Genomic DNA, 25,926 nt, shown 5'->3' on the forward strand with positions numbered 1-25,926 from the left:
CGTTAGGAAATCAGTTTTTCAAGTTCATCTGCTGATAAACGATTGAGGGCCTCCAAGGATTTAGCCAAAACATCATGAACGGGCTGCAAATCGGGTTGCAGGGCTTGAACGGCCACGCAGAAATCGCCCAGATCGGCACTGGTGAACAGCTCGCGGACCGGAATATCGAACCCGGCCTGCTCCCGCACACGCAGCACAACCTGGGTGGCCAGCAACGAATGCCCGCCCAGTTCGAAGAAGTTATCCCGCAGGCCCACGCGCTCCAGTTTCAGCACCTCGGCCCAGATACCGGCGACTTGCACTTCAAAGTCCGAGACCGGTGCCACATAGGCCTGTTGCAACAGGCTGGCATCGGGTTTGGGCAAGGCTTTGCGGTCGAGTTTGCCGTTGGGGCTGAGCGGCATCTGCGGCAACAGCAGCAGATGGGTCGGCACCATGTAGTCCGGCAGGCTCTGGCCGATGTGGGCTTTGAGTTCGGTCATGAACTGTTGCGGTTGCGCGGCTTCTTCCACCGGCACCACGTAGGCGACCAGCACGGTGTTGTCCACGGCAACGACTACCGCTTCACGCACATTGTCGTGTTCCAGCAACCGCGCTTCGATTTCACCCAGCTCGATGCGCAAGCCGCGCAGCTTGACCTGATGGTCGATCCGCCCGGCGTATTCGATCACGCCATCGGCGCGGTAACGAGCGAGGTCGCCGGTGCGGTAGATCCGCTGGCCATCGCCAAACGGGCTGACCGCGAACCGCTCGGCGGTCAGTGCCGGACGCTGGTGATAACCCCGGGCCAGGCCTTCGCCGGCCAAGTACAACTCGCCCAACACACCACTCGGCACCGGTTCCAGGTTGTCGTCAAGGATGTAGCAGCCGAGGTTGGCGATGGGTTGCCCAATCGGCACGCTGTCGCGGCCCTCCTCCACGCAGGTCCAGTGGGTGACGTCGATGGCCGCTTCGGTCGGGCCGTACAGGTTGTACAAACCGGCATTCGGCAACTTGGCGAAGACTTGCTGCTGCGCATCCGCAGGCAGGGCTTCGCCGCTGCACACGATGCGTTTGAGGCTGGTGCAACTGGCGACGTCGATGTCCTGCAAGAACGCCTGCAACATCGATGGCACAAAGTGCAACGTGCTGATCTGTTCGCGATTGATCAGCGCCACCAGGGTAGCCGGATCGCGGTGATCCCCCGGCGCGGCGACCACCAGTCGGGCACCGGTCATCAATGGCCAGAAGAATTCCCACACCGACACGTCGAAGCTGAACGGGGTTTTCTGTAGCACGCTGTCACCAGCGCCCAAGCCGTAAGCCTCCTGCATCCAGCACAAGCGGTTGGTCAGCGCCGAATGACGGTTGCCCGCGCCTTTTGGCTGGCCGGTGGAGCCCGAGGTGTAGATCACGTAGGCGAGGTTTTCGCCATCGACTGCGATATTCGGGTTGCTCTCGGCAAAACCATGAAGCGACTCATCCAGCAACAGGGTTTGCACGCTGGCGGACAGTGGCAGCCCATCACGCAGATGCGTCTGGGTCAGCAGCAATTGCACGCCGCTGTCCTCGATCATGTAGCGCAAGCGATCCTGCGGGTATTCCGGGTCCAGCGGCACGTAGGCACCGCCAGCCTTGAGCACCGCCAGCAGGCCGATGACCATTTCCAGCGAACGCTCGGCGGCAATACCGACGAGGCTTTCAGGGCCGACGCCCAAGCCGATCAGCTTGTGGGCCAATTGGTTGGCGCGGGCATTGAGTTGTGCGTAGCTCAAGGTTTGATTGCCGAACACCAACGCCGGAGCGTCAGGCGTTTTCACAACCTGGGCTTCGATCAACTGCTGCACACTGGTGCTCAGCGGGTAATCGGCGGCCGTGGCGTTCCAGTCGTGCAGGATGACGTGGCGCGTTGGCTCGTCGAGCAAACGCACGTCACCGAGCAAGCGCTGGCTGCCAAGTTCGGCCATTTGTTCCAGCAACTGCTGAAGATGCGCGGCCAGGTCTTCGATGACATCGCGGCTGAAGTGTTTGAGGCCATAGGCGTACTGCACCGACAGGGTTTCGCCCAGGTCCACCAACACCGTCAGCGGGAAGTTGGTTTGCTCCTGGCTGATGACCGGACCGAACGTCAACCCTTGCGGCGCACCTTGCGCCAGGGCTTCGGCCACCGGGTAGTTCTCGAACACCAACAGGCTGTCGAACAAGCCATCGCCACGCTGGCCTGACCAGCGCTGAATATCCGCCAGCGGTGTGTATTCAAACTCGCGCAAGGCCAGGTTTTGCGCCTGCACCTGCTGCAACCAGGCACCGATGGTCTGCTCGGCGCTCGGGCTGGCGATTACCGGCAAGGTGTTGATGAACAACCCGACTTGATGCTCGACGCCCGGCAAGTCCGCCGGACGCCCGGCGACCGTGGCGCCGAACGCGACCGTGGCCTGCCCGGTATAGCGTTGCAGCAACAGCAGCCACGCCGCTTGCACCAGGGTGTTGAGGGTGACTTTCTGCTGACGGGCAAACTCGCTCAGACGTTGCGTCTGCTCACGATCCATCAGGCGCGTGAGCTGGTCATGACCGCTGGCCTGCTGCGCCTGGGCGCTGTCGATCCGGCCTTGGGCCAGCCGGGTCGGCTCATCCAGCGTGGCCAACTGAGCTTTCCAGAATTGTTCGCTGGCCTGGGCATCCTGACGCTGCAACCAGCCGATGTAATCGCCGTAGCGCCCCAGCGTCGGCGCCGGGGTTTGTCCGGCGTAGCGCTGCAACACCTCGCCGAGCAACTGCGAGTTGCTCCAGCCGTCCATCAAAATATGGTGGCTGGTGTAGATCATCTCGTGGCTGTCGGCGCCGGTACGCACCAGCACCAGACGCAACAACGGCGCCTGGAGCAGATCAAAGCCTTCGCGCAGTTGCTCTTCTGCCAGAGCGTTCAACGCCGGCACCAGATCGGCGCGTTCACGCCAATCATGCAGCGCGAATGGCAGCACAGCCCGACGCTGCACGATCTGCAACGGCTGCTCTTGCTCGGTGGTCCAGACAAACCGGGTGCGCAGGATCGAATGATTATCCAGCGCCGCCTGCCAGGCCTGACGCAGCCGCTCGGCGTCCAGGCCCTGGACGCTGACCCGCATCTGGTTGATGTAATCCCCCGAGCCTTGTTCGTACAGGCTGTGGAACAACATGCCCTGTTGCATCGGCGACAGTGGGTAGATGTCTTCGACGTCCGCGCCGGCATTGGGCAAGGCATCGAGTTGCGCCTGAGTCAGCGCGGCCAACGGCACATCGGACGGCGTGATGCCGGCATGACCACCCTGGCTGCAATGCTCGATCAGCGCCTTCAGCTCCACGGCGTATTCATCCGCCAGGCGCTGGATGGTGGCTTCGTCGAACATCTCGCGGCTGAAGGTCCAGCCCAGGCTCAGTTCGCCGCCATAGACCCGGCCATTGAGTTCCAGCCAGTTGCCCAGCGGCGCCAACGGGCTCTGCTCGTCGCCAGCACTTTCGCTGGCCGGAACGAACAGCGCGGCGTCATCGAACTGACTGTCGAACTGCCCCAGGTAATTGAAGGTGATGCGCGGCGTCGGCAGTTCGCCGAGCAACCGACGTGTCGCCTCGTCGCCCAAGTAACGCAGCACGCCGAAACCGAGGCCTTTGTTGGGGATCGCCCGCAGCTGTTCCTTGATCTGTTTGATCGAGGCGTCGAGGTTCGCGGCCGGCGTGAGACGCACCGGGAACACGCTGGTGAACCAACCGACCGTGCGGCTCAGGTCGATATCGTCGAACAGCGCTTCGCGACCGTGACCTTCTAGCTGAATCAGCGTCGAGGCGTGGCCGGTCCAGCGGCAGATCACCCGCGCCAGGGCGGTCATCAACAGGTCATTGACCTGCGTGCGATAGGCCGCCGGGGCCTGTTGCAGCAGTTGCCGGGTCAGGTCCTGATCAAGGCGCGTCTGCACGGTCAGGGCATGGCGGTTCTGCAAGCTACCTTGCGGGTGGTCGCACGGCAGGTCGGCCGAGGCGTCCTGCAATTGTTCGCGCCACAGGTTCAATTCGCCTGCGAAGTGCGGCGCCTGTTGTTGCAAGCGTTCGGCCCAGTGTTTGAATGCGCTGGTTTTCGCCGGCAATTTCGTCGCCTGTTGATAAGCACTTTGCAGGTCTTCCAGCAAAATGCGCCACGACACGCCATCGACTACCAGGTGATGGATCGCCAGCAGCAAGCGTTGCGAACCATCGTCCAGGTCCAGCAGCAAACCGCGCACCAGCGGGCCGTCGGCCAAATCGAAACTGCGCTGGGCTTGCTGGCAGGCCTCGAGCAGTTGCGCGTCATCGGTCACGGCGCGCTGCCACAACAGCGTGTGCGCAGTGTCGAGCGAGCCATGGCTGGCGGTCCAGCCGTCGGCCGTTGCGGTGAACGACAGGCGCAACGCATCGTGATGCGCGACCAGGCGTTGCAAGGCCTGCTCCAGACGTTGCGGGTCCAGGGCGTCGGCCGGTTTGAGCAGCACCGACTGGTTCCAGTGATGACGTTCGGCGATCTCGGTATCGAAGAACAGGTGCTGGAATGGCAGCAACGGCGTACTGCCGCTGACCGGTCCTTGCGCAACGGTCGGACCGCTGACACCGAGGCGAGCCACGGTCGCCAACGCCTGGACGTTCTGGTGCTGGAACAAGTCTTTGGGACTGAACTGAATGCCGGCCTGACGCGCCCGACCCACCACTTGAATCGAGATAATCGAGTCGCCGCCCAGTTCGAAGAAGTTATCCGTGAGCCCGACCCGCTCAAGTTTCAATACATCGGCCCAGACGGCGGCGATGCGCTGTTCCAATTCGCTGCGCGGCGCGACATAGCCGGCCTGACTCACGCTCAGGTCAGGTTTGGGCAAGGCCTTGCGATCGAGTTTGCCGTTGGGGCTGAGCGGCATCTGCTCGAGGTTCAGCCACTGGTTCGGCACCATGTAATCCGGCAGGCCACGTTGCAAATGAGCGACCAGTTCCGGGCGCCATTCGACGCTGGCATCGGCCAGCACCACGTAGCCCACCAGTTGCTTGCCATCGACCACCAGCACCACCGCTTCGCGCACGTTGTCGTGCTCCAGCAACCGCGCTTCGATTTCACCCAGCTCGATGCGCAAACCGCGCAGCTTGACCTGATGGTCGATCCGCCCGGCGTATTCGATCACGCCATCGGCGCGGTAACGAGCGAGGTCGCCGGTGCGGTAGATCCGCTGGCCATCGCCAAACGGGCTGACCGAGAACCGCTCGGCGGTCAGTGCCGGACGCTGGTGATAACCCCGCGCCAGCCCAACGCCTGCGAGGTACAACTCGCCCAACACGCCGCTCGGCACCGGTTCCAGGTTGTCATCGAGGATGTAGCAGCCGAGGTTGGCGATGGGTTGCCCAATCGGCACGCTGTCGCGGCCCTCCTCCACGCAGGTCCAGTGGGTAACGTCGATCGCCGCTTCGGTCGGGCCGTACAGGTTGTACAAACCGGCGTTCGGTAACTTGGCGAAGACTTGTTGCTGCGCATCCGCTGGCAGGGCTTCGCCGCTGCACACGATGCGTTTGAGGCTGGTGCAACTGGCGACGTCGATGTCCTGCAAGAACGCCTGCAACATCGATGGCACAAAGTGCAACGTGCTGATCTGTTCGCGGTTGATCAGCGCCACCAGGGTGGCCGGGTCACGGTGATCCCCCGGCGCGGCGACCACCAGACGTGCGCCGGTCATCAATGGCCAGAAGAATTCCCACACCGACACGTCGAAGCTGAACGGGGTTTTCTGTAGCACGCTGTCGCCAGCGCCCAAGCCGTAAGCCTCTTGCATCCAGCACAAACGGTTGGTCAGCGCCGAATGACGGTTGCCCGCGCCTTTTGGCTGGCCGGTGGAGCCCGAGGTGTAGATCACGTAGGCGAGGTTTTCGCCATCGACTGCGATATTCGGGTTGCTCTCGGCAAAACCATGAAGCGACTCATCCAGCAACAGGGTTTGCACGCTGGCGGAGAGTGGCAGCCCATCACGCAGATGCGTCTGGGTCAGCAGCAGTTGCACGCCGCTGTCCTCGATCATGTAGCGCAAACGGTCCTGCGGGTATTCCGGGTCCAGCGGCACGTAAGCACCGCCAGCCTTGAGCACCGCCAGCAGGCCGATGACCATTTCCAGCGAACGCTCGGCGGCAATACCGACGAGGCTTTCAGGGCCGACGCCCAAGCCGATCAGCTTATGGGCCAACTGGTTGGCGCGGGCATTGAGTTGCGCGTAGCTCAAGGTCTGATTGCCGAACACCAGCGCCGGGGCGTCAGGCGTTTTCACAACCTGGGCTTCAATCAACTGCTGCACGCTGGTGCTCAGCGGGTAATCGGCGGCCGTGGCGTTCCAGTCGTGGAGGATGACCTGCCGCTCGGTCTGCGCCAGCATCGACAAATCACTGATCCGCTGGCCCGGCTCGGCCACGATCCCGGCCAGCAAGGCCTGCCAATGTCCGGCCATGCGCACAATGGTGGCAGCGTCGAACAAGTCAGTGGCATAGGTCAGCGAGACCTGTAAGCCGGCCTCGGTTTCGGTGGAATCCAGGGTCAGGTCGAACTGCGCCGTGGCGCTGTCCCAGGCCAGGCTTTCGATGCGCAGATCGGTCAAACCGGCTCGCGGCGCCTCGGCGCTCTGGTGGTTGAACAACACCTGGAACAACGGGCTGCGGCTCAGGCTGCGCTCCGGGGCCAAGGCTTCGACCAATTGTTCGAACGGCAAGTCTTGATGGGACTGAGCCCCCAACGCCGCTTGGCGGGTTTGCGCCAACACCTCACGGAACGCCTGTTCGCCGTCGATCTGCGCACGCATCACCTGGGTGTTGACGAAGAAGCCGATCAAGCCTTCGGTTTCAGCGCGGTTGCGGTTGGCAATCGGCACGCCGACACGCACGTCGTTCTGACCGCTGTAACGGTGCAACAGCGTCTGGAACGACGCCAGCAACAACATGAACAGCGTCACGCCTTCGGCCCGCGCCACGTCGTGCAATTGCGCACTTAGCGCGGGGGTCAGGGCCAGGTCCAGCCGCGCCCCGCGATAGCTTTGCACCGCCGGGCGGGCGTGATCCAGCGGCAACTCCAGCACCGGTTGCTCGCCGCCCAACTGCGCGACCCAATACGCCAATTGACGCTCGCGCTCGCCGGCCGCCATCCACTGCCGTTGCCACTGGGCAAAATCGGCGTATTGCAGGGGCAATGGCTTAAGCGTTTGCGGCTGACCCGCGCACTCGCCGGCATACAGCGCGACCAATTCTTCCACCATGATCTGCATCGACCAGCCATCGGACACGATGTGGTGCTGGGTGATCACCAGCACATGGTCGTCCGCCGCCACCCGCAGCAGATTGATCCGCAGCAACGGCCCGTTCAACAGGTCGAACGGCTGACGGATCTGCGCCTGAACCCAGCCTGGAATCGACGCTTCGTTGCCTTCAAGGGTTTGCTGGTGGATCTGCACCGCGCCTTGGGCATGTATGATCTGAACCGTGCGCTCGTCATCCTGACGGAATGTGGTGCGCAGCGGTTCGTGACGCGCCACCAGTCGATCAACGCTGCGTTGCAGCGCCTTGACGTCCAGCGGACCGTGCAGGCGCAAGGCGCTCGGCACGTGATAGGCCGCGCTGTCCGGCTCCAGTTGCCAGAGGAACCACTGGCGTTCCTGGGCGAAGGACAGCGCCAGGGCCTGATCCCTTTCCACGGCGACCATCGGCAATGTTTCGCTCTGTTGCAACGCCGCACACGCCGTGGCGAATGCCGCCAGCGTCGGCTGTTCGAACAGCGCACGCATCGGCACATCCAGCTTCAGGGCGTGCCGCACCCGGGAGATCACCTGGGTGGCGAGCAACGAGTGACCGCCCCGCTCGAAAAAGTGATCGGTCAGGCCAATCGGCGCCACGTGCAGCACCGCTTCCCAAATCGCCGCCAACTGCACTTGCAATGGTTCCAGCGGCGCCACATAGACGTGTTGCATGGCCACATCCGGCGCGGGCAGCGCCTTGCGATCCAGTTTGCCGTTCGGGCTCAGGGGCAGCTTGTCGATGAACACCAGATAGGCCGGGATCATGTAATCCGGCAGTCGCTCGGCCAGCGCAGCCTTGAGGCTGTCGCGCAACGCCACTTGGGCCGGCCCTGCGGCTTGCGCCAGCGAAAGGTCCGTCGGCAACACATAACCCACCAGTTGCAAACCACCGGCCGCCGGCAGCGCCAGCACGATGGCATCGCGCACGGCGTCCTGTTCCAGCAACCGCGCTTCGATTTCACCCAACTCGATACGGAACCCGCGAATTTTCACCTGATGGTCGATGCGGCCCACGTACTCGATCACACCCTGGGCGTTGTAGCGCGCCAGATCGCCGGTACGATACAACCGACCGCCGCTCCGGCTGAACGGGTCAGGCATGAAGCGTTCGGCCGTCAGATCAGGACGGTTGAAGTAACCCCGTGCAAGCAATTCACCGCCGATGACCAACTCCCCGACCACCCCGACCGGTGCCGGTGCACCGCTGTCGTCCAGCAGGTAAATGCTGCGCCCCGGCAAGACATTGCCAATCGGCATGGTCGGTGGCGTGGCGCGGGCGCCGGTCACGTAGTCGGTGCAGTCGAGGGAGGTCACCGTGACCGTGGCTTCGGTCGGGCCATAGGTGTTGAGCAGGCGCACATGCCCAAGCCCCGCTTGCCCCCACGCCGCCAGACCTTCGGGCGGCATCGCTTCACCACCGGCATGGACTTGCTTGAGCCGGCCGTAATCACGGGCACCGATGGCGGCGAAATCCTTGGCCAGCAGGTTCCAGTAAGCGGTGGTCAAGTCGACGACGCTGATCTGGCGGGCAATCAGTTCACGGTAGAACGTGTCGGTGTCCCAGATATCGACACCGCGCAGCACCACCGAGGCACCGCAGATCAGCGCCGGGTAGAGCTGCTCCACGAAGCCGTCAAAGTTGAACGTGGAGAATTGAAGGATGCGGTCGCTGGCTTCGAGGTTGAAAAATTGCAGCGACACGTAAGCATGTCGGGTCAGGGCCAATTGGCTGATACCGACGCCTTTTGGCCGGCCGGTAGAACCCGAGGTAAACATCACATAGGCGAGGTTTTCGCCCTGCGCACGGTTCACCAGATTGCTGTCGTCCAGATCGCTCCAGGCCGCGTCGTTGTCCAGGCACAGGGTGCGGACCGAGTCGGCATGGGCCAGACGATTCAGCAGATGGCTTTGGGTCAGCAGCAGGCGCGTGCCGCTGTCCTCGATCATGCATTGCAAACGATCCTGCGGGTATTCCGGGTCCAGCGGCACGTAGCCGCCGCCGGCCTTCAACACGGCCAGCAGGCCGATGATCATGTCGAGCCCGCGCTCGACGGCAATCCCCACCAGCACGTCGGGCCCCACGCCCAGCGCCGCCAGATGCCGGGCGAGACGGTTGGCCCGGGCATTGAGCTGGCGGTAGCTCAGTTGCGTGTCGGCAAACAGCAGCGCCGGCGCATCGGGTTGCCGCGCAGCCTGAATTTCGAACAACTGATGCACCCGTTGCTCGCTCGGGTAATCGATCCGTGCGGTGCTCCAGTCTTCCACCAGGGCCTGGCGTTCGGTGTGCCCCAGCAGGCTCAGTTCACCCAGCGGCAACTCGGCGCCGTCCATCAACTGAAGCAGCAAGTTGTTCAGGTGGGCACTGAGTCGCTGAATCGTCGATTCGGCGAAATTCGCCGTGGCGTAGCTGTACTCCAGGGTCAGGGTATCGCCCAGATTGATGGTCAGGGTCAGCGGGTAGCTGGTTTGTTCGTGGCTGTGCAAGGCGCCGAACTGCAAGCCGTCCGGGGCGCCGCGCTTGAGGACTTCGGACACCGGATAGTTTTCGAACACCAGGATGTTATCGAACAGGGCCTCGCCACCCCGGCCGGCCCAGCGCTGGATCTCGAACAGCGGCGTGTGTTCGTGCTCACGCAGGCTCAGGTTCAGCTCCTGCACCACGTGCAACCAGCTCGCGGCCGATTGTTCGGGGCGGGGGCTGGCGATGACCGGCAAGGTATTGATGAACAGGCCGATCTGTTGCTCGACACCCGGCAGGTCCGCCGGGCGACCGGCAACCGTGGCGCCGAACGCGACGCTGGCCTGGCCGGTGTAGCGTTGCAGCAGCAACAGCCACGCTGCTTGCAGCACGGTGTTGGCCGTGACTTTCTGCTGGCGGGCGAACGCATGCAGACGCCGGGTTTGCGCGGCGTCGATGACCAGCGAATGCTCGCCATAAGCGGCGCCGTCCGTGGCCTGGATTTCCCCTTGAGCCAGGCGTGTCGGCTCGTTCAAATCGGCCAGTCGTTCCTTCCAGAAGCGTTCACTGGCTTCGCCGTCCCGGGCTTGCAGCCATTGGATGTAATCGCGGTAGCGACCGGCGTTCGGCACCTGCTCGCCGGCGCTGTAGCGTTGCAGCACCTCGCCCAGCAACTGCGAGTTACTCCAGCCGTCCATCAGGATGTGGTGATGGGTGTAAATCAGGTGCCATGCGGCGTCGCCCGTGCGCACCAGCACCAGTCGCAGCAACGGCGCCTGGGCCAGGTCGAATGGCTGACGGGACTCGGCATCGGCCACTTGCGTCAGAGCGTCGGCCTGGTCAGCCCGTTCGCGCCAGTCGAGCACGCTGAACGGCAGCTCGACCTGGCGGCGGACAATTTGCAGCGGATGGGTCAAATCCCCCAGCCAGACGAAACCGGTGCGCAGCACTTCCTGGGATTGCACCGTGGCCAGCCACGCGGCATGGAAACGCTCGGGATCAAGCCCTTGCACATCGACCCGGATCTGGTTGATGTAGTTGCCGGCCTCCTGTTCGTACAAGGTGTGGAACAACATGCCCTGCTGCATCGGCGACAGCGGATACAAGTCCTCGATCTGCGCCGCCGGGACCGGCAAAGCGTCCAGTTGCGCCTGGGTGATCCGTGCCAGCGGGAAGTCCGATGGCGTCGCGATGGGGTGTTCCAGGGCGCAGCAGTGCTCAATCAGCGCTTGCAACTCAATGGCGTAATCGTCCGCCAAGCGCTGGATCGTCGCGGCATCGAACATCTCGCGGCTGAAGCCCCAGCTCAGGGCCAGTTCACCGCCATAGACCTGACCTTCGACGGTCAGCCAGTTGGCCAGTGGCGCTTGCTGATCTTGCGCGGTGCCGCCCGATTCGGTCGCGGGCACCAGCAAGGCGTTGTCGTCGAACTGCCGGTCGAACTGCCCCAGGTAGTTGAAGGTGATGCGCGGTTGCACCAGGGCCGCCAGTTCGGCACCAACCGAGGGCTCAGCCAGGTAACGCAGCACGCCATAACCCAGGCCTTTGTCCGGGACGGCGCGCAGTTGCTCCTTGATGGTTTTGATCGAGCCGTCGAGGTCGTCGGCGCTGGTCAGGTTGACCGGGAACAGGCTGGTGAACCAGCCCACCGTGCGGGTCAGGTCGACGTCGTCGAACAGGTCTTCGCGGCCATGGCCTTCGAGCTGTATCAGGGTGTCCGGCTGGCCGGTCCAGCGGCTGATGGTGCGCGCCAGCGCGGTCAGCAACAGGTCGTTGACCTGGGTTCGATAGGCCGTCGGCGCCTGTTGCAGCAGTTGCCGGGTCAGGTCGGCACCGAGGCGCCATTCGATTTTCTGGCCATGTACGTTTTGCAAACCGCCGTCGGGGCGATCACATGGCAGTTCCACGGCGTGGCTTTGCTGGTCTTTCCAGTACGCCCGTTGTGCGTCGAAACGCGGCGCTTGCCCGGCCAGGCGTTCGGCCCAGGTTTGATAGGCACTGGTTTTCGCCGGCAGCGCTACACGACTGGCGCTGGCCAGTTGTTCGTAGGCGTGCTGCACATCTTCCAGCAGCACGCGCCAGGACACACCGTCCACCACCAAGTGATGGATGATCAGCGACAAGCGCTGGCTGCCATCGGCCATGTTCACCAACAGCGCCCGCAGCAGCGGGCCGGTTTCCAGGTCGAGGCTGCGCTGGGCTTCGTCGCACGCGGCGGTCAACTGTTCGTCGGAGGTGACGGTGCGTTGCCAAAGATCGGCGGATTCGACCAACGGCCCGTGCACTTGCTGCCAGCCTTCGGCGCCGTGGCTGAACCGCAGGCGCAAGGCGTCATGGTGATTGAGCACGTGGGTCAACGCTGCCTCAAGCCACGGCGCATTCAACGGCTCACGGGGCGTCAGCAGCAGCGATTGGTTCCAGTGCTCACGCACGGCCATCGGTTGTTCGAAGAACAGCGCCTGCACCGGCAACAGGCGGACTTCGCCACTGACCGGCCCCTGATCGACCGCGCTGTGAGTGTCGAGCGTTGCGACCAGCGCGAGACTGCGCACGCTCTGGTATTGGAACAAGTCCCGTGGGCTGAGGCGGATGCCGGCCTGCCGCGCACGGCTGACCACTTGAATGGAAATGATCGAATCGCCGCCCAGCTCGAAGAAGTTGTCTTCGAGGCCGACTCGTTCCAGCCCCAACACATCCTGCCAAATGGCCGCGAGGGCCTTCTGCATCGCGTCTTGGGGTTCGACAAAGGCTTGTTGCGGCGCCGCATCCGGCTGCGGCAAAGCTTTGCGGTCAAGTTTGCCGTTGGCGGTGACCGGCAGTTTAGCCAGGGTCATCAGGTAGGTCGGCACCATGTATTCCGGCAGGCTGCCGAGCAGCCAGGCCTTGACGTCTTGCTGCCATTGCTCGCCAGGCTCGGCGCTGTCGAGCACCAGATACGCCACCAAATGCTTGCCGCCCTGCACCAGCACCACCGCCTCGCGCACCAGCGGGTGTTGCATCAGTCGGGTTTCGATTTCGCCGAGCTCGATGCGCAGGCCGCGCAACTTGACCTGATGGTCGAGGCGCCCGAGGTATTCGATCACGCCGTCGGCGCGTTGGCGCACCCGGTCACCGGTGCGATACAACCGCGCGCCGTCATGGAACGGGCAAGGCACAAAGCGCTCGGCAGTCAGGCCCGGACGCCGATGATAACTGCGCGCCAGCCCGGCACCGCCGAGGTACAACTCACCCGCCACACCGCTCGGAACCGGCAACAGTTCGGCGTCGAGCACGTGGGTGCGCAGATTCGCAATCGGCCGACCGATCGGCACGCTGTCGGCGCCTTCATCGACACAGGTCCAGTGGGTGACGTCGATGGCCGCTTCGGTCGGACCATAGAGGTTGAACAACCCGGCCTGCGGCAGTTTGCCGAAGACTTGTTGCTGGGCGTCGAGCGGCAAGGCTTCGCCGCTGCACACGATGCGCTTGAGGCCGACACAGGCCTCGACACCCGGCTCATGGATAAACGCCTGCAACATCGACGGCACAAAGTGCAAGGTGCTGATGCCGTACTCGCCGATGATTTCGATCAGCCGCGCCGGTTCGCGGTGTGCGCCAGGCGCAGCCACCACCAGGCGGGAACCGGTCAGCAGCGGCCAGAAAAATTCCCACACCGATACGTCGAAGCTGAACGGGGTTTTTTGCAGCACCGCGTCGCTGGCGTCCAGCCCGTAGGCTTCCTGCATCCAGCACAAGCGGTTGACCAGCGCCGCGTGGCTGTTGCCGGCGCCCTTGGGTTTACCGGTGGAGCCGGAGGTGTAAATCACATACGCGAGGTTCAACGGACTTACCGCCACCTCGAGGCGCTGCTCGCTGTAGGCCTCCAGCCAATGGGCGCTTTGATCGAGGATCAGCGCCTCGATTGCCGTCGTCGGCAAACCTGGCAACAGCGATGTTTGCGTGAGCAACAGGGCGATGCCGCTGTCTTCGATCATGTAGGCCAGGCGTTCCTGCGGGTATTCCGGGTCCAGCGGGACGTAGGCGCCGCCAGCCTTCAGAATCGCCAGCAATCCAATCACCATCTCCAGCGAACGCTCGACGCAAATCCCCACCAGCACATCCGGGCCAACCCCTTGTTCGCGCAGTCGATGGGCCAGTTGATTGGCGCGGGCGTCGAGTTGGCGGTAGGTCAAGGTGTGGTCGCCGAACAGCAGGGCCGGCGCATCCGGGGTGCGTTGAACCTGCGCTTCGATCAAGGTGTGCAGGCAGACATCGGTCGGGTAATCCGCCCGGGTGCGGTTCCAGTCGTGCACCAGCACGTGCTGTTCACTGTCATCCAGCAACGGCAGTTCGCCGATGCGCTGATGTGGATCAGCCACCAGTGCCGTCAGCAGGTTATTAAAGTGGCGCGCCATGCGCTCGATGGTGGCGGCGTCGAACAGGTCGTTCGCATAGGTCAGCGCCGCGTGCAGCTTGCCGCCCTTCTCCCAGGTGTCCAGGGTCAGGTCGAACTGGGTGGTGCGGCTTTGCCAGTCAATGCTGCCCAGCTCCAGGCCCGATGCAGTGCTGACCGACGCCATGTCTGCCACGTGGGGCTGGTGGTTGTACATCACCTGGAACAGCGGCGTGTGGCTGAGGCTGCGTTCCAGTTTCAGCGCCTCGACCAGACGCTCAAACGGCAAGTCCTGGTGGGCCTGGGCACCGAGGGCGGTTTCCTTGATCGCTTGCAGCAAGTCGTCGACCCGGGTCTGGCCGTCGAGCCGGGTCCGCAGCACCTGGGTGTTGACGAAGAAGCCGATCAGCCCTTCGATTTCGGCACGGTTGCGGTTGGCAATCGGCACGCCGACGCGAATATCGGTCTGCCCGGTGTAGCGATGCAGCAGCGCGTTGAACGCGCCGAGCAGCAACATGAACAGCGTGACGTTGTTTTTCTGTGCGGTGCCGCGCAGTTGCTCGGCCAACTGGCTGTCGACCGCGAATTCATAACGGGTGCCGCGATAGCTCGGCATGGCCGGGCGCGAATGGTCCAGTGGCAGTTCCAGCACCGGGTGTTCGTCACCCAATTGGGCCTGCCAGTATTCGAGTTGCCGCGCCTGCTCGCCGGCCTCCAGCCAGCGGCGTTGCCACAAGGCGTAGTCGCTGTACTGGATCGGCAGCGGCGCGAGTGGTGGTGCAGAGCCTGCTTCAAAGGCGTCGTAGCAGCGGATGAACTCGTCGATCAGCACATTCATCGACCAGCCATCGGACACGATGTGGTGCAGGGTCAGCAGCAGGACATGTTCCTGCTCGGCCAGTTTGAGCAGCGTCACGCGCAGCAACGGGCCATTCGCCAAGTCGAACGGCAGCACCGATTGTTGCTCGGCGGCCCGGGCCACGGCGCGTTCGCGCTCATCGGCCGACAGGCTGCTGAAATCCACCTGATCAATCATCAGGGCCGTGCTGGCGGGTACTTGCTGCAAGCTGTCGTCGCTCTGACGCTGGAACACCGTGCGCAGGGTCTCGTGACGGGCGACCAGCGCCGCGAAGGCTTGCTCCAGGGCCGGCAGGTTCAAACGTCCGGTCAGGCGCACCGCGCCCGGCAGGTTATAGGCGCCGCTGTGCGGGTCCAGTTGCCACAGAAACCACATGCGCTGCTGGGCGTAAGACAACGCCTGGCGATCCTCCGCCTCGATGCCCGCCGGAATCGGGAAGCGGGCGAAATCCACGCCCTCCTTTTGCAAGGCTGCAAGGAACATCTGGCGCTTTTCAAGGGGCAGCCCGATAAACCGGCGAGCAAGTTTCAAGGAGTCTTCAGCATTCATTTCTAAGCATCCGGATCGTTGGCGGGAAGCACAAAGGCACGTCGTCCCTATAAAACGAATGCAGACCGGAAAAATTAGCGATTGAGAACAAGTATCAGAAAGGAGATTGACTAGCAGGTAGGAGCTGCCGAAGGCTGCGATCTTTTGATTTTGCTTTTAAAAGACAAGATCAAAAGATCGCAGCCTTCGGCAGCTCCTACGGGATCGGGGTCAGGCGGTGGCCATGGGGTGGCGTCGGTGGTGTACATCGAGTTGATCCTTGATCACCCGCAACACCTTGGCTTCGTGCTCATGGATAAAGAAATGCCCGCCCGCGAGCATGTCCACGGAGAAACTGCCCTGGGTTTCCTTGCTCCAGCCGATCAACTGTTCGGTAGTAGCCCGGTCGGTAGTGCCGCCGAGCACGTGTACCGGGCACTTGAGCAATGGCCGCGCAATCGGCTCGAAACGCCCGCACAACAGAAAGTCGGCACGCAGCACCGGCAACGTCAGGCTCATCAGCTCTTCGTTGGCCAGAATTTCTTCGCTGGTGCCGTTGAGCGTGCGCAACTGCTCGATCAGCTCGGCGTCGCTCTTGGGTTCGCAAAATCCGCGATCGTAATCGCTGCGCAGGGTCGGTGCGGCCGTGCCCGAAGCGAACAGCGCCACCGGCTCCGGGCAGCCCAATGCGCGCAAGGCATGGGCCAGTTCACAGGCCAGCAACGCCCCCAAACTGTGGCCGAACACCGCATAAGGCGCACGCAAGGACGTTTGCAGTTCGGCCGCCAATTGACGGGCCAAGGCGCGCATGTCGGTTTGCAGCGGCTCGCCAAAACGCGCGCCCCGCCCCGGCAGTTCAACCGGTTGCAGCTTCAGCCACTCCGGCAGTTTGCGCCGCCAGCGGCTATAAACCATGGCGCTCGCCCCCGAATAGGGCAGGCACAGCAATGTCAGCTGGGTCACCGGGTGTACCTCAAAAAGTTGTCTACCAAGAGAACGAATGAAGGTGCCCGCTAATTAGTGCGCCCGCCTGCGCCGCTCATTTGAGGTGGCGATAGCTCTGGATGGCAGACCCCAGCACCACCGCACCGGCAGCGATGGCGACCCAGAATCCACTGCGCGCGCCAAACGCATCCACCAGCCACCCGGAGCTCGCCGCGCCGATGGCCACGCCGATGCTCAACCCGGTGACCAGCCAGGTCAGGCCTTCGGTCAGTTTGGCCGGCGGCACGATGCGCTCCACCAGCGCCATCGCCACAATCAGGGTCGGCGCGAAAAACAACCCGGCGACGAACACCGCCAGCGCCAGGCCGAAAATGTTCGTCGCCAACAGCAACGGCAACGTGGTCACCGCCGTCGCCACACCGCCATACAGAAACAGGCGCGGCAGCGGCACTTTCGAACGCAACGCGCCGAACGCCAGCCCGGCCAGGCACGAACCGATGGCGTACACCGACAGCACGATACTCGCCGCCGCCGGTTGGCCTTGCTGTTGGGCGAAGGCGACGCTGACCACATCCACCACGCCGACGATGATGCCCATGGCGGTCATCAACAGCATCAGCAGGCGGATTTCACCGGAACGGATGATCGAGCCCTGATGGTGAATTTCGTGCGGATGCACCGCCGGTTCGGTGCCGCGCTGCCACACAAACGCCGTGACCCCGATGGCCAGCATCAGCAACGCCGCCAAGGGCCCGGCCTCAGGGAACGCCACCACGCACAACCCCACCGACAGCGGCGGCCCGACGATGAAGCAGACCTCGTCCAGCACCGATTCCAGGGCGTAAGCGGTTTGCAATTGTGGCTGGCCGCGATAGACCTCGGTCCAGCGTGCCCGGACCATCGCCGACATGCTCGGCATGCACCCGGCCAGAGCGGCGAAGAAGAACAGCGTCCAGTGCGGCGCCTGCAAGCGGGTGCAGAGCAACAACATCAACAGCGCGCCACCGCCCAGCAGTGCCGACACCGGCAAGATCCGCCCCTGGCCGTAACGGTCCACCAGCCGTGAAACCTGCGGCGCGCAAAACGCCGTGGCCAACGCGAAGGTCGCTGCGACGGCGCCGGCCAAGCCATAACCGCCCTGCAACTGCGAGAGCATGGTGATCAGCCCGATGCCGGTCATGGAAATCGGCATCCGCGCGATCATCCCCGCCAGCACGAAGGCCCGGCTGCCGGGGGCGTTGAACAGTTCGCGGTAGGGGTTTGCCATGGGGTGCAGGCCTCGATTAGGGCATGCACGTTGCCACAAACGTCGGTTGTGGTGAAAGCGGGGAATTGTTGGTGGTCTGTGAAGGGCTTGCAGACCTTAAGAGCAAAAGATCGCAGCCTTCGGCAGCTCCTACAGGAGACCGCATTTCATGTAGGAGCTGCCGAAGGCTGCGATCTTTTACTCTTGATGCTGAACTCTCAAAGCATCCCGCCAGTCAGCTAGTTAGGCCCTCACTTCAAGGCGCTAACGCTCATGCAGATTTCCCTCGATCAACAAGTGGCGCTGGTCACCGGTGCCAGTTCCGGCATCGGCGCCGGTGCCGCCAAAGCCTGGCCGCCGCCGGTGCTGCCGTCGTCATCAACTACAACGCCCAGGCCCAGCCCGCCGAAGCACTGGCCCGGCAGATCAACGCCAGTGGCGGTCGCGCCCTCGCCATCGGCGCCGACGTCTCCAAAGAAGAAGACGTCGAACGCCTGTTCGCCCAGACCCTCGACGCCTTCGGTTTCCTCGACATCCTGGTGGCCAATTCCGGGATGCAGAAAGACGCCAACGCCGTGGACATGAGCCTGGCCGACTGGAACCAGGTGATCGGCGTCAACCTCACCGGCCAATTCCTCTGCGCCCGCGCCGCCCTGCGGATTTTCAACCAGCAGGGGATTCGCCAGGGCGTGTCCCGGGCCGCCGGCAAAATCATTCATATGAGCTCGGTGCACCAGCGCATTCCCTGGGCCGGACACGTCAATTACGCGGCGTCCAAGGGTGGCGTCGACATGCTGATGCAGACCCTGGCCCAGGAAGTCAGCCAGCAAAAAATCCGCATCAACGGCATCGCACCGGGGGCGATTCGCACGCCGATCAACCGCGCCGCCACCGAGGGCGATGCGGCGCAGGAGCTGCTCAAACTCATCCCTTACGGCCGCATCGGTGACGTCGAGGACATCGCCAGCGCCGTGGTGTTTCTCGCCTCCGACGCCTCCGACTACATTGTCGGCACCACCCTGTTTATCGACGGCGGCATGAGCCTCTATCCGGAGTTCCGTGGCAATGGCTGATCATCATCCCGAACGACAAAGCGCCATCGACGCCCACGGCATCATTGGCGATATGCGCAGCGCGGCGCTGGTCAACGACAAGGGCAGCGTGGATTTCTTCTGCTGGCCGGAATTCGACAGCCCATCGATTTTCTGTTCGCTGCTGGACACTCCCGAGGCCGGGATTTTCCAGTTATCCCCGGACCTGCCCGACGCCCGCCGCGAGCAAATCTACCTGCCGGACACCAACGTGCTGCAAACCCGCTGGCTGAGCGACCGCGCAGTGGTCGAAGTCACCGATCTGCTGCCCATCGGCGACAGCGAAGATGACCTGCCGATGCTGATGCGCCGGGTGCGGGTGGTCAGCGGCACCGCCACGCTGCGCATGCGTTGCGCGGTGCGGCATGACTACGCCCGCGCCAACAGCCGTGCGCGGATGGACGAAAAAGACGTCGCCTTCGAGGCGGATGATCAACCGTCCCTGCGCCTGTCTTCGGATCAGGTGTTGCGGGTTGATGGCAACGTAGCAGTTGCCGAATTCACCCTTGAACAGGGGCAAGGCGCGGAGTTTCTGTTGGGCGCCATCGACGACCCGCGTTTCAAGGAAGGCGCCGCCGCCCTGTGCGTCGAACGTACTTTGAAGTTCTGGCGCGACTGGATCGGCCAGTCCAATTACCGTGGGCGCTGGCGGGAAATGGTCAATCGCTCGGCCCTGGCGCTGAAGCTGCTGACCTCGCGCAAACACGGGGCAATCCTCGCCGCCGCGACCTTCGGCCTGCCGGAAACCCCGGGCGGCGAGCGTAACTGGGACTACCGCTACACCTGGGTCCGCGATGCCTCGTTCACCGTTTATGCCTTTATGCGCCTGGGCTTCGTCGACGAGGCCAACGCCTACATGAAGTGGATGCGCGGGCGAGTCAGCGATTGCCATGGCCAGTCGATGAAAATCAACATCCTCTACGCGATCGACGGCCGCCAGGAACTGCCGGAAACCGAACTCACCCACTTGGCTGGCCACGGTGGCGCCCAACCGGTGCGCATCGGCAATGGTGCCTACGATCAAGTCCAGCTCGACATCTTCGGCGAGCTGATGGACGCGGTGTACCTTGTCAACAAATACGGCGAAGCGATTTCCCATGAAGGCTGGAAGCACACCGTGGAGGTGGTCGATCAAGTCTGCGAAACCTGGCAGAGCGAAGACGTCGGCATCTGGGAAATGTGCGGCGAGCAGCACCACTTCCTGCACTCGCGACTGATGTGCTGGGTGGCTGTGGACCGGGCCATTCGCCTGGCCTCCAAACGTTCCCTGCCCGCCCCGTTCGCCCGCTGGGACCAGACCCGTCAGGCGATCTACGCCGATATCTGGGACAAATTCTGGAATGAAGAACGCGGGCATTTCGTGCAACACATCGGCGGCACCGCCCTCGATGGCTCGATGCTGCTGATGCCGCTGGTGCGCTTCGTCAGCGCCAAGGACCCACGCTGGCTGGCGACCCTCGAAGCTATCGAAAAGACTCTGGTGCGCGACGGCATGGTTTATCGCTACCGCAACGACGACAGCCAGATCGACGGTTTGGCCGGCACCGAAGGCGCTTTTGCCGCGTGCTCGTTCTGGTACGTCGAATGCCTGGCCCGGGCCGGCCAGGTGGAAAAGGCTCATCTGGAATTTGAACAATTGCTGCGCTACGCCAACCCGCTGGGGTTATACGCCGAAGAGTTCGACAGCCACGCGCGGCATCTGGGGAACACACCACAAGCCTTGACGCACCTGGCGCTGATCAGTGCAGCGAGTTTTCTGGATCGCAAATTGAGCGGGGAGAAAAACTATTGGCAGCCTTGAACGTCATCCAACGCCATTGGCGCTTGTCGGAAATGTCCTCTTTACGATGAAGATTCGTAGGCTTAAGGCTGATCCGCGATAAACAAAAAACGCGGTCTATCTGGCTCCGAAGATCACCTGTGGCGAGGGGGCTTGCCCCCGTCGGGTAGCCCAGCGGCCCCCTTAAATCCCCCAGAAGCCCAGATTTTACTGGCTCTTCGCCTGCTGCGCAGCCGAACGGGGGCAAGCCCCCTCGCCACAAGATCGTGTAGGTCATGCACCTACAACAGCCAAACAGCCCCAACCTGTTACCTTCCTGCAAACCTTTCCTACTCCGCCAAATACCTTGTTGCCAGCTGTTACATCCCCCCCTACCATCCACCGTCAACGGGTACAGCGGAGCTGTCCAATAAAACCCGAATTCAAGGAACCAGAATGATCCAGCGCATCCACCGCCCCATCACCGCCCCATTGCGCTCCGGCCTGAACCGGGACGAACTCTGGGAAGCCCACGACAAGGGCCTGATCAAATGCTGGGAAATCGGCCGCCAACGCGCCGCCCGATTCCCCGACATGGCCCAACAGTGCCTCGCCGGCGAACTGCCCGTGCTGGGCTGGAAAGGTGGCGTGAGCCGCAGCCTGAAAAAACTCGAAAAATACGGATCGCTCAAATACCTGGCGCAATGGCAGGGCTTGCGTGGGGAAGATCTGGATATTGATCTGGCGGCGGAACGCGCGTTGACCTGCTCGCGGACGAGGATGGTGGTGACGTTTACGCCGGATCGGTCGAAGTACTTTAATCAGGTGGCGGAAACAGAAACTTAGTGGCTCATCCTTATGATGCAATATCAAAATATTACAAAAAATATTACATGAAATAATTTAAAATTCGAGTTCAAAAAAGTATGACTGCTATAGCTTTACTAAACGCTGCTACTGACCCCTATCTCTTATCAGACAGTTTAATAACCGCAGAAGGAGCAGACCCAGCAGAATATAAAAAAATCTGGCTTCCGGCACTTGGATTAATTTCGTCGGAATGGACAGAAAAAAATCCTGCAACCTTGGAAGACGAAAGGCCATGGCACATCACTCGAATGGGAAGAAAATTCTTCACGCTAGATGACAACGCCGGAATACTTGCTTTCTCAGGATCGTGCCCTACCGCGTATATTTTTTGGAAAAAATACCAAAATAAACTCAAGGAAAAACAACTCTACGACACCAACTACAGGACAACATGCGACATATTATATGACACACTCTCAGAAATGGGATTAGAACAAAATAAGTTTTCACTTTTAGGCGTACTTATAGATAAAAACGCAACAAAAACACCGTTCATCCACAATGCAGCAAAACAATTAACCACCAAAAAATTTGGATATTGCTACGCAAGTGGGAGCGGTGCAAAACAGATAATGGAGTTGATTGAAAAGAGAGATCAATGGGCTGCAAAAACCGAGTCAAAAACAAGTATTTCAGCAACAGAAGATCTAGCTGAGCACCTATCCGCCGAAATGCTTTATAGAGAAAGCGACGTCTCTAATGGTCATACTGAAAACTCGCCCCTCGCTTTATTTTGTGGAGGCTTATATGAGTGGCAGAAGATAAAAGCTACCGGAGTAGGCGAAATGCCTCAGCGGATTGATTTGCACTTCTTGGTGAAGGACGACCGCCTTATTCTCTCGAGGGCCTACTTAATAGAGCAAGTCATATCACCTAAAGAAACGACTCTCAAACAAAATGCAACTAGCATAATCACATTAGAATGCAATTTCTTAGATGTGCCAAAACAAGACCAAGACCAAGACCAAGACAATCAATACACCACATTTAAATGCAAAGAGACAATGGGATTACTTATACAATCCACATTTGCCTCTTATGAGACCGACCCACAAAAGAATACGCCAAATCGTATATCTGGGCGCGCAGACAAAGATTCACTTCGACATATTTTCCCCAACCCACTTGAGGTAAAACGCGCCAGAGTGATCATCGGCAACAATGGGGATTCGAGCACCGCGACCGGATGGCACCATAACGAAACGGGAGAATACCCCGCCAAAATAAAACTAGTAGAAGACAAACTAACATTCAGCGTGAGCAACCATATAATTAATTATGCATGGAGGGTCGCAAAACGGGCACCCTTAAAAACGTGACACCTTTCAGAGCATTCAAAACACATATTACAAATTCGACAAAAAACTCAAAAAAACTACTAAAGTAAAAGCCAACATTTGCCTTCGTAATAACATATATGAATACGCCACTTGTAAAAACTCCAAATCTTACCATCGCCTATGAACACTATGGTCCCCCTACCGGCGAACCGACCATCCTGCTCCACGGTTTCCCCTATTCCCCCCGCGCCTACGACGCCATCGCCCCGGCCCTCGCTGCTCAAGGCTACCGCGTCATCGTCCCATACCTGCGCGGTTATGGCCCGACTCGTTTCAACAGCCCCGACACCTTGCGCTCAGGCCAGCAAGCCGCTCTGGCTCAGGACCTGCTGGAGCTGATGGATGCGTTGGCCATCCCGCAAGCCGCGCTCTGCGGTTACGACTGGGGTGGCCGGGCAGCGTGCATTGTCGCGGCGTTATGGCCGGAGCGGGTTCGCTGCCTGGTCACCGGCGATGGCTACAACTTGCAAGATATTCCCGGCTCAATTCAGCCACTGCCACCCGAGACCGAGCATCGGCTCTGGTATCAGTATTACTTCCACACCCCGCGCGGCGTTGAAGGTTTGACCGAGAATCGTCGAGCCTTTTGCGAATGGCTTTGGCGTTTGTGGTCGCCGACCTGGGCCCACAACGCCGAGCGTTACGCCTTGAGTGCGCCGGCCTTTGATAATCCGGATTTCGTCGAGGTGGTAATTCACTCGTATCGGCATCGTTTTATGTATGCCTCCGGTGATCCGGCGCTGGAGTGGATGGAAGAAGTGTTGGCCAAACAACCGGCGATCAGCGTGCCGACGATTTCCCTGTGCGGCGCTGACGATGGCGTCGGGCCGGCATCCGAGGCCGACGAAGACCTCGAACATTTCACCGGCCATTACGAACGTCGCGTGCTGGCTGGCGTCGGGCATAACATTCCCGAGGAAGCGTCCGAAGCGACGCTCAAGGCGCTACTGGATCTGCTGCAAGGCTCACACTGAAGCGCTCACGATAAGCCTGAGGCGTCACCCCCATGGCCCGCAGGAAACTGCGGCGCAGGGTTTCTTCGCTGCCGAACCCGCATTGCACCGCGACCCGTTTGATCGGCACGCCGGTGTCGCTGAGCAGCCGCCGAGCGGTTTCAACCCGAATCTGTTCGATGGCCCGTGCCGGGGTCTGGCCGGTGTCGGCGCGGTAGTGACGAATAAAGCTGCGTTCACTCATGCCGGCCTGCAAAGCCAGGGTCGGGACACCGAGGTCTTTGGTGAGATTTTCGCTGATCCAGGCATGAAGTTCGTCGAAGCGGTTGCCTTCCTGTTGCAGCGACAAGGTGACGCTGAACTGCGACTGCCCGCCAGGGCGCTTGAGAAACACCACCAGTTGCCGCGCGACGTCCAGGGCCATGGCGCGGCCGAGGTCTTCTTCGACCATGGCCAGCGCCAGGTCGATGCCGGCCGTCACCCCCGCCGAGGTCCAGACCGGGCCGTCGTTGATAAAAATCGGGTTGGGCTCGACGTGCAGCCGTGGATGCTTTTGCGCCAATTCTTCGCAGCGGGTCCAGTGGGTCACCACCCGCCGACCATCGAGCCAGCCACTGGCCGCCAGCAAAAACGCCCCGGTACACACCGACGACACGCGGCGGCAGCCGTTCGCGTAGTCACGCACCCACGCCACCAGCGCCGGGTCTTGCGCCGCTGCATACACGCCCCAGCCACCGGAAATGATCAAGGTATCGCTGCCACCCGCCGGCAATGGTTCGGCCAACATGGCCAGGCCCGCCGATGACATCACCGCCCCGCCACCGCTGGCAATCACCGACGGCGCATAGGGCGCGGGCAAACCCTGTTGACGGGCGATGTCGTTGGCCGAGGCAAATACTTGCAACGGCCCGGTGACGTCAAGCAGTTGCACATTGGCAAACGCGAGCACATGAATGATTTTCGGCATGATTGGCGCAATTCGTGGGGTGATTGGCGGATACGCCAGATCCTACGAGCCTAGGATGAAGCCGTCCACCCCCACCCCGGAGAAAAACACCATGACGTTGCAGATCGGCTTTCTGTTGTTTCCACAGGTTCAACAACTGGACCTGACCGGCCCTTATGACGTGCTCGCCTCGTTGCCGGACGTGAAGGTGCATTTGATCTGGAAAGACCTGGTGCCCGTCACCGCCAGCACTGGCCTGGTACTGAAACCGACCACCACCTTCGACGACTGCCCGGCACTGGACGTGATTTGCATCCCCGGCGGCAGCGGTGTCGGGCCGTTGATGGAAGATGAACAAACCCTGGCGTTCATCAAGGCTCAGGCGGCCAATGCCCGTTACGTCACCTCGGTGTGCACCGGCTCGCTGGTGCTCGGCGCGGCAGGCCTGTTGCAAGGCAAACGCGCCACCACGCATTGGGCGTATCACGACTTGCTCGGCATTTTAGGGGCGATTCCAGTCAAGGAGCGGGTGGTGCGCGACGGCAATCTGCTGACCGGTGGCGGGATCACGGCGGGCATCGACTTTGCCTTGACCCTGGCCGCCGAGTTGTTCGATGAAGAGACCGCACAGGTGATCCAACTGCAACTTGAATATGCCCCGGCGCCACCGTTCCAGTCCGGCAGCCCGGAAACGGCGCCACGCAGTATTTTGGAAGAGGCTCAACGGCGGGCTGCGCCTTCGTTCGTGCAACGCAAACTGATCACCGAGCGGGCAGCGGCCAGGCTTCAATGAATGGTAGGAGCGAGGCTTGCCCGCGAAGAACGATGACGCGGTTTGTCTGAGGCACCGCGTTGGCTTCTTCGCGGGCAAGCCTCGTTCCTACGGAAAGGCAGGTGCTTTTCGACAGACGAAAAAAAACCCGCCTAAGCGGGTTTCTCAAGACCATCGCGACATCCTGTCGGCAGCCGTCCTGGCTAATGGTCGATCATCCGTGATCCTGAGCACTTCCTGTGCTTCAGTTGATGGAGCCAGATTAACGTGAGCGATGAGACTTAAACAGACGACATACCCGCGAGTGCGTGTAAGCGTTTGACCATTGGCGGCCGAAACCCGTACGAAATGTCCCTTCGACTTTGCAACAGACCAAAAAAAACCCGCCGAGGCGGGTTTTTCCCAAGACCATTACGACTCCCTGTCGGCAGCGTGTCCTTGCTTATGGTCGATCATCCATGATCCTGAGCACTCCCTGTGCTTCAGTTGATGAGG

Annotated in this window: 9 protein-coding genes and 1 pseudogene; 6 read left to right on the plus strand and 4 right to left on the minus strand. The window is 61.6% G+C overall.

The genetic code is table 11. From position 1 onward, the window contains the following. Positions 1-2: 2 nt before the first annotated feature. From V5E99_RS25910 to V5E99_RS25920, 3 genes are all read right to left on the minus strand, one after another. A complete protein-coding gene (locus V5E99_RS25910) occupies positions 3-15,530 on the minus strand; it encodes a non-ribosomal peptide synthetase (RefSeq protein ID WP_499805106.1) in 15,528 nt (5,175 codons plus the stop codon). A gap of 210 nt (positions 15,531-15,740) precedes the next feature. Next, positions 15,741-16,472, minus strand: a complete 732-nt coding sequence (locus tag V5E99_RS25915) for a thioesterase II family protein (protein ID WP_499805108.1) — start codon at positions 16,470-16,472, stop codon at positions 15,741-15,743. Between the two features lie 76 nt (positions 16,473-16,548). Further along, positions 16,549-17,721: an MFS transporter gene (locus V5E99_RS25920; RefSeq protein ID WP_499805110.1), complete on the minus strand. Its 1,173-nt coding sequence runs from the start codon at positions 17,719-17,721 to the stop codon at positions 16,549-16,551. Between the two features lie 252 nt (positions 17,722-17,973). Here V5E99_RS25920 and V5E99_RS25925 point away from each other — a divergent pair. The 5 genes and pseudogenes from V5E99_RS25925 to V5E99_RS25945 all read left to right on the plus strand — a co-directional run bounded on the left by V5E99_RS25925 (position 17,974) and on the right by V5E99_RS25945 (position 23,734). Next, a pseudogene (locus V5E99_RS25925) lies at positions 17,974-18,773 on the plus strand (SDR family oxidoreductase). Continuing rightward, positions 18,766-20,592, plus strand: coding sequence for a glycoside hydrolase family 15 protein (locus V5E99_RS25930; RefSeq protein WP_499805112.1), 1,827 nt, complete (start codon positions 18,766-18,768; stop codon positions 20,590-20,592). The pseudogene V5E99_RS25925 and the gene V5E99_RS25930 overlap by 8 nt, the downstream one beginning before the upstream one ends. Positions 20,593-21,006: 414 nt before the next feature. Further along, the gene (locus V5E99_RS25935) at positions 21,007-21,396 is read left to right on the plus strand and encodes a hypothetical protein (RefSeq protein ID WP_499805113.1); all 390 of its coding nucleotides are present in this window, start codon (positions 21,007-21,009) and stop codon (positions 21,394-21,396) included. Positions 21,397-21,476: 80 nt separating this feature from the next. Continuing rightward, positions 21,477-22,739, plus strand: coding sequence for a hypothetical protein (locus tag V5E99_RS25940; protein WP_499805114.1), 1,263 nt, complete (start codon positions 21,477-21,479; stop codon positions 22,737-22,739). Positions 22,740-22,837: 98 nt separating this feature from the next. Continuing rightward, a complete protein-coding gene (locus V5E99_RS25945; RefSeq protein ID WP_499805115.1) occupies positions 22,838-23,734 on the plus strand; it encodes an alpha/beta fold hydrolase in 897 nt (298 codons plus the stop codon). Here V5E99_RS25945 and V5E99_RS25950 read toward each other — a convergent pair. After that, positions 23,697-24,680 (minus strand): GlxA family transcriptional regulator, encoded by a 984-nt coding sequence (locus V5E99_RS25950; RefSeq protein WP_499805116.1) that lies wholly within the window; start codon positions 24,678-24,680, stop codon positions 23,697-23,699. The genes V5E99_RS25945 and V5E99_RS25950 overlap by 38 nt on opposite strands. Positions 24,681-24,771: 91 nt before the next feature. On the opposite strand from V5E99_RS25950, the gene inhA reads away from it, so the two are divergent. After that, the gene (inhA, locus tag V5E99_RS25955) at positions 24,772-25,452 is read left to right on the plus strand and encodes an isonitrile hydratase (RefSeq protein WP_499805155.1); all 681 of its coding nucleotides are present in this window, start codon (positions 24,772-24,774) and stop codon (positions 25,450-25,452) included. Positions 25,453-25,926: the final 474 nt, after the last annotated feature.

The sequence above is a fragment of the Janthinobacterium sp. LPB2021202312-11-4 genome (assembly GCF_037049705.1).
In the GTDB taxonomy this organism is placed as follows: domain Bacteria; phylum Pseudomonadota; class Gammaproteobacteria; order Pseudomonadales; family Pseudomonadaceae; genus Aquipseudomonas.